At 35.5% G+C, this 5,631-nt stretch carries 5 protein-coding genes and 2 pseudogenes; 6 read left to right on the top strand and 1 reads right to left on the bottom strand.

Features of this window, described 5'->3' with window-relative positions; all coding sequences use genetic code 11:
* Window positions 1–149: 149 nt before the first annotated feature.
* The 3 genes from ACIQCO_RS27775 to ACIQCO_RS27765 all read left to right on the top strand — a co-directional run bounded on the left by ACIQCO_RS27775 (window position 150) and on the right by ACIQCO_RS27765 (window position 1,826).
* On the top strand, window positions 150–626 hold the full coding sequence (locus ACIQCO_RS27775; protein WP_400435370.1) for a hypothetical protein: 477 nt from the start codon (window positions 150–152) through the stop codon (window positions 624–626).
* A 377-nt stretch (window positions 627–1,003) separates the two neighbouring features.
* Entirely contained in the window at window positions 1,004–1,213 is a 210-nt protein-coding gene (locus ACIQCO_RS27770) for a glycine zipper domain-containing protein (RefSeq protein WP_248733400.1), read from the top strand.
* Between the two features lie 229 nt (window positions 1,214–1,442).
* Window positions 1,443–1,826 carry a DUF1259 domain-containing protein gene (locus tag ACIQCO_RS27765; protein WP_400435367.1) on the top strand — a complete coding sequence of 128 codons (384 nt, stop codon included), beginning with the start codon at window positions 1,443–1,445 and terminating at the stop codon, window positions 1,824–1,826.
* Window positions 1,827–1,917: 91 nt separating this feature from the next.
* On the opposite strand, the pseudogene ACIQCO_RS28250 reads toward ACIQCO_RS27765, so the two are convergent.
* Window positions 1,918–2,234 (bottom strand): annotated as a pseudogene (locus ACIQCO_RS28250) (IS110 family transposase); the annotation flags it as partial.
* Between the two features lie 640 nt (window positions 2,235–2,874).
* Between ACIQCO_RS28250 and ACIQCO_RS27760 the strand changes: the two are divergent.
* From ACIQCO_RS27760 to ACIQCO_RS27750, 3 genes and pseudogenes are all read left to right on the top strand, one after another.
* A complete protein-coding gene (locus ACIQCO_RS27760; RefSeq protein ID WP_400435365.1) occupies window positions 2,875–3,555 on the top strand; it encodes an alpha-helical endospore appendage domain-containing protein in 681 nt (226 codons plus the stop codon).
* A gap of 537 nt (window positions 3,556–4,092) precedes the next feature.
* Window positions 4,093–4,209 (top strand): annotated as a pseudogene (locus ACIQCO_RS27755) (HAD hydrolase family protein); the annotation flags it as partial.
* Window positions 4,210–4,442: 233 nt separating this feature from the next.
* Window positions 4,443–5,327 (top strand): aminoglycoside phosphotransferase family protein, encoded by an 885-nt coding sequence (locus ACIQCO_RS27750; protein WP_400435363.1) that lies wholly within the window; start codon window positions 4,443–4,445, stop codon window positions 5,325–5,327.
* Window positions 5,328–5,631 lie beyond the last annotated feature (304 nt).

Genomic DNA, 5,631 nt, shown 5'->3' with positions numbered 1-5,631 from the left:
GGATTAGTTGGAACGCCGTATGCGGTGAAAATCGCACGTACGGTGTGAACAGGGGGAAAAGGGAGCGATAACTTCAAACCTTTACCTATCTGTATGAAGAAGTTAATTGGGATATCATGGTAAAATAGAATTATAAAGGGGGAGGTAAAATGAAAAAAATACTCACGCTATTATTTACAATATTAGTTTTAACGGCTTGTACGGAAGTCACTAAAAATGAAATTACTAAAGAAGAGATTAATAAAGATGAAGTTACTTACAACAATTATAAATTTATTGGCGAAAGTGAACATTGGGAAGCTGAATATATTTATAAAGGAACAGAAACATGGGGAGATAATAACGGAACAAAAACTTACTCTAACGAAGATAATTATGAATTTGTATTAAAATTCAAAGGGTCTTTAGAAGAGTTATCTTCTATGCGAAATCTTAAATATTCTTATAAAACAATTAGTAGTGGTGGGGAGTCAGAAAGGGATTTCGATGAATCACCAAGAGAAATAATATTTACTTCTAAGGGAAGTTCAAATGGGGCAAAAGTAAGTAAAGATGAAGTTATACAAGTAAATGTAAAATGGGACAAATTTGAAGAATCATTTGAACTGCATAATAAAAATATGTAGATTTGATGAACTAACGGGTGCTTATGTTTAATAAGAGGTCGCTGTGGCGACTTTTTTTTCTTGATCCACTAACGGGCAGGTTACTTTAAGAAGGATTACTTACATCAAGCATAGAATAATTAATGTTTATGAAAATTTTTTCTTAAGGAGGTACAAAATAATGAAACCATTACATAGGTTTTTCCTGAATTTTTCGGTTTTCTTTATGGTAGGTTTAATATCTAATGCTATTTTTATTGTCCAACGTGAAGGATATTGAAAATTGCAAAGTTTTAAGGACAGATTTAAACTTCGCGTAAATTTGTCCATATAGGGCAAAATATGTAATGGTAATGTGCTGGAAAGCACTTGCCTATTCTAAATAAGGAGTGATATGAGTGGCTGATAAAAACGAACGTAACCGTGTTGATAATGATGCTGGCGAAGCGGTAGGAACTGGTGTCGGTGCTGTCGCTGGAGCTGCTTTGGGTTCTGTTCTTGGTCCACTTGGTACCGTTGCAGGAGCTGTTGCAGGAGGAGCGATGGGTAACAAGGTCGGCGAAGGTGCCAATGAGGCTAATGACAGTGTTGCGAACCGAGAAGATTAGAGTTTAACCAAAGAGGCACTGAATGAATTGGATTCCACAAAAGGGAGTCCTTTTTTTTAAGTTAATTCAGCTTTTCGGTAAATTCCCAGTAAGATTGTGAAACAATTCGCTTAAAGTAACGGGGGCGTTAGTTTAAAATTGTATTTTTTATTTCAAAATAGATGCATGACCGTTTCAGATCTATTCATTTATTCATACCCTAGTAATACTAGAGAGGAGATGAATAGTTTTGTCTAATGATGAATTAATTTGTCAAGAGTTTGCTAGAATTATCGGCGGGCAAGAGGGATTTGCGGGTGGAAAATGCGTGGCAACCATAAATCGAAATGAAATTAAAGCATTGATTTTAGGAAAACGTTTCAGAGTAACCTCTTCTTTCTCATTTGAATCAAGAGATAATCAGACTGGACGAGCATTGTGCCTAGGTAGGGTAGCACTGTTGCAAAAAGAAGTCGAGAATTTTGTTGCTTCAATTCTAAATCAAGGAATTATAGTTTCATCCATACACAATGAGTGGTTTTTTGATGATCCAAAATTGATTTACGTTAATATCGAAGCTGTTGATGATCCATTAGATTTTGCAAGGAAGGTCAGAAGAGCGCTAAAAAGCTAACGCTCGCAAGTATTGAAGATCGATGAATTGATTTGCAGCTCTTTTTTCTTATTGAGCTACCGAGGGCGTTCCTGCAATAAGCAGGAACGTTTTTTACTAAATGTGGATTTACCGTTATTACCTCAATATTTTGTTTAGAAAGCCATTTTGAAAGGTTGATCCTATAGTGTCCAGTAGGTTCCATCCCAACAATAGATTCATTCAGGTTATTTAATCTTGAAGATGTTTATTCTATTTTAGTAAACTAGCAAAACCATCTTCTTAATTTTTGAATGTAAGTGGATATCCGACTACAATTCCACGAAAATTTACAGCTCGAACTACATGTAATTGTTGAGTAATGTCTACACCAACCATTAGATGTTTAACGGAAATTCTTTCTATAAGTTGATTTTGTTTGTTTTGCATTTAAAACTTCAAAGTAGGGTTCCTCCTAAAGTTTTGAGTTAGAGTGGTGTCTATACCCATATCTTACTGAGGATGCTTTTTTTTCAAAATCGAAAAATAACGATCTACAGGAATGCTAACGTGGCAATTTACTTGAATAAGCACAGTAAAAAATGTTTTGTTAAAAGGATTCCTTAGGGATATTTAAATATAAGGGGACAAAATCCCAGGCGATGGGAAAGGATGATGTAGGATGCTTGTCCTGGGACCTATATTTTGTTTTTACTTTCTTACGAATCTATTACTATTTCAGCTATCGACTACTATAGGGAATAGCACGAACCAGTAGAATGAAATTATATCGGGATATTAATGTTAGGGATATTTGGCTGAGACATATTGTTCTCTTCTTCCTGAGAAAGAGCCATTGGTTACCTTGCTCATGAGTTTTTTTTGTTCAAAACGCTTTCTTCATTTTCCTATATCACTAAACTGTTAAACAGTATGGGAAAAAGCCTTTTTTTGCTATTTTTTGTATAAAAACAAACAAATACACAATCTCTTATAATTTATTTGAATAAAAATAATAGTGAACAAAAGTTTGTACAAGCCTTTTGTTCTGATGATTTTTTCTATTTTATTACTAAGGAGGTGAATCATATTGTCTAATCCCAATATCGGAAATATTACTCCATTGATTTCGATTACCACTGCACAAACTGTTCCATTGTTGTTGGCTTCGGTTGCATTGGAGGAGTTGGCTCTCGCTCACTTAGTGAACGCAGAAGCAGAAAAACTTCAACTCGTTCTTGGCACTTTAACTCCAACACGTACTACATTAAGTCCTGCAGTGGTTTCGTTGACGAATCTTCTCGCTATTGACGCAAGTGTTCAAAGAACCCTTCGGGATGTCATCAAGAAGGAAATGCTGCTTGAGTTTAAATTCGAAAACGTTCTGGATTTAATTGCTTCTACTTCTGGGGGTGACCTAACAATTACGAAATCTGGTCCAGCTCTTGTTGTACCCGGGGGCTTCACTCAATATAACATCACCGTGACAAATACGGGAACTGTACCGTTAACCAATTTAACGGTAACCGATGCAATACCACCAGGTACAGTTTTTACTTCTGCTAGTCCTCCACCTGGATTTACCGCTTCTTTCTCAGGAGGAGTTGTAACTTTTACAGCAACATCCCCATTTGCCCCAGGAAGTTCAGCCCTCTTACAATTTGCAGTTTCGGCTCCAGTTACAGCTGGAACAGTTTTCACCAATACGGCTACTGCCAGTGCAAATGAGATTGCTCCAGTGACTTCCAACACAGTTATTACAGTAACATAGCCACTTACAATAATATTGGCCAAGAAAAACTGCCTTTATTTGGGCAGTTTTTTCTGCCAATTTTAACTGTCGTTGAAGAATCATCGTTGCAAGTAAAAAGAAGAGGGTAGAATTAATTTGCTTTATGTCGAGTTCATGGGGAAAATACCCCTTCGTTCAGTATTAATTCATATAAAAGAATATTTTCGGCTGCGGAAAACGCCGTTAGTTATAAAATAGGGCGAAAAATGAGGCGGATTTGCTCCGTCTCATTTCGCTTCATTAAAGGGATGTTGTTTTGACAGCAGATTGTGAAAAAATACACTTAAAGTAACGGGGTGCTTGAGTTCAATATATTTGGCTGCTGCGGCAGCCATTTTTCTTGTTCCACTAACGTGGCAGTTTAGTGAAAGAAGGAATAAATATTAATTTTGAAGAATTATTAATATATCTCAATTAAGGTGAGTGTCATATTAATGAAAAAGCAATTTAAAAATCAGCACCGAATGTTAGAAAGTTTCGGTTATGAATTTCTTGTATCTTGTCCCAATTGTAACAGGAAATATAGCAATGGGGAATGGAAACGAAAAATTGAAAAATGTTGCGGATTTTGTTACTAAACCATCAAGTGAAGATGGAATTGACTACGCATTAAAAAAGTATGGAATTATTTAAACTGTAAATACCTGGTTCGGGCAGCGATTCGTTCAATAAAGAATATCGCTGGTTTTCTTATTGAACAAACGGAGCAGTATAGTGGAATAAGAATTCCTTGTTGTTATTATATGGTACATTAAATGAAATCAAATTTAAGGGGTTGATAAAGATGCGTTTATCAAATAGCTGTGTGACTGTAACTGTGATTGGGTTTTGGGTGATGGATAAATAAAATTATAGGGAGAAATTAAATGATAAAAATTGATGTGGATTTAGTTTCTAAGTTGATAAATAGCCAATTTCCAGAGTGGTCTAATTTGGAAATCAAGCCTGTTGAAAAAAGTGGAAATGATAATAGAACTTTTCACATAGGCAAAAGAATGAGCGTTAGGCTGCCAAGTGATGAAGCCTATGTACCCCAAGTTGAAAAAGAACAAAAATGGTTACCCATCTTAGCTAAGCATCTTTCTACACCAATATCTGAATCATTAGCTAAAGGAGAACCAAGTGAGGATTACCCATACCCTTGGTCTGTTAACAAATGGTTGGATGGAGAGACATTATCTTTAGAAAATATAGACAGTTTAAATCAATTTGCGAATGATTTGGGGAAGTTTTTAGTTGAATTACAATCTATTAACGCCAGTGGAGGTCCCTTAGCTGGGGACCATAATTTTTATAGAGGCGGAGATATTGTAGTATACGATAATGAGTGTAGAGATACCATAAATAATAATATAAATACTTTTAATAAACACTTATTGAAAGAAATTTGGGAATTGGCATTAGCCTCAAAATGGGCTGGTAAACCAGTTTGGGTCCACGGTGACATAGCACCAGGAAATATATTAATTAAAAATGGTAAATTATTTGCGGTTATTGATTTTGGGATTTTGGGAGTGGGAGACCCATCTTGCGATGCAGCAATGGCTTGGACTTTTTTTGATGATAGTAGCAGAAAGATATTTAAGAATGCATTGAAATTTGATAAGGAAACTTGGAATAGAGCGAGAGGATGGGCTTTATGGAAGGCTTTAATAACCTACAATTATAATAAACAATCTAACAAAACAATCGCGGATGAATCATTTAATACAATAAAAGTAATCATTAATGATTACGAGGCTGAAAGATAATGGCATTAAAATAGAAATTTTTATTGCACTATCGGTGGCCTTACTTTAAGATCCATCTGCCATTACGGTGGCCATTTTTTATTGAACTACCATGAAAATTAACTTCTGTAATAAAGTGAAAAAGGCAATACTAAAGAAGACGCAGCTCATTCGTTTTTTAAAAAAGGGGAGAGCGCCAATATCATGGATCTATGGTCATAAAGTGAACTGGATTAGGAAGCTTTAGGTTCTTCTAACGTAACGGTGTATCCTAAACTTTCGAGTCGTCTCAGTGAATGCCGAACGATAGATTGTTGTCTCTGCT

The sequence above is a fragment of the Neobacillus sp. NPDC093127 genome (genome assembly GCF_044754175.1).
Classification (GTDB): Bacteria; Bacillota; Bacilli; order Bacillales; family Cytobacillaceae; genus Neobacillus.
The sequence above is the reverse complement of the archived record's forward strand: the minus strand, read 5'-3'. Positions and strand labels throughout refer to the sequence as shown.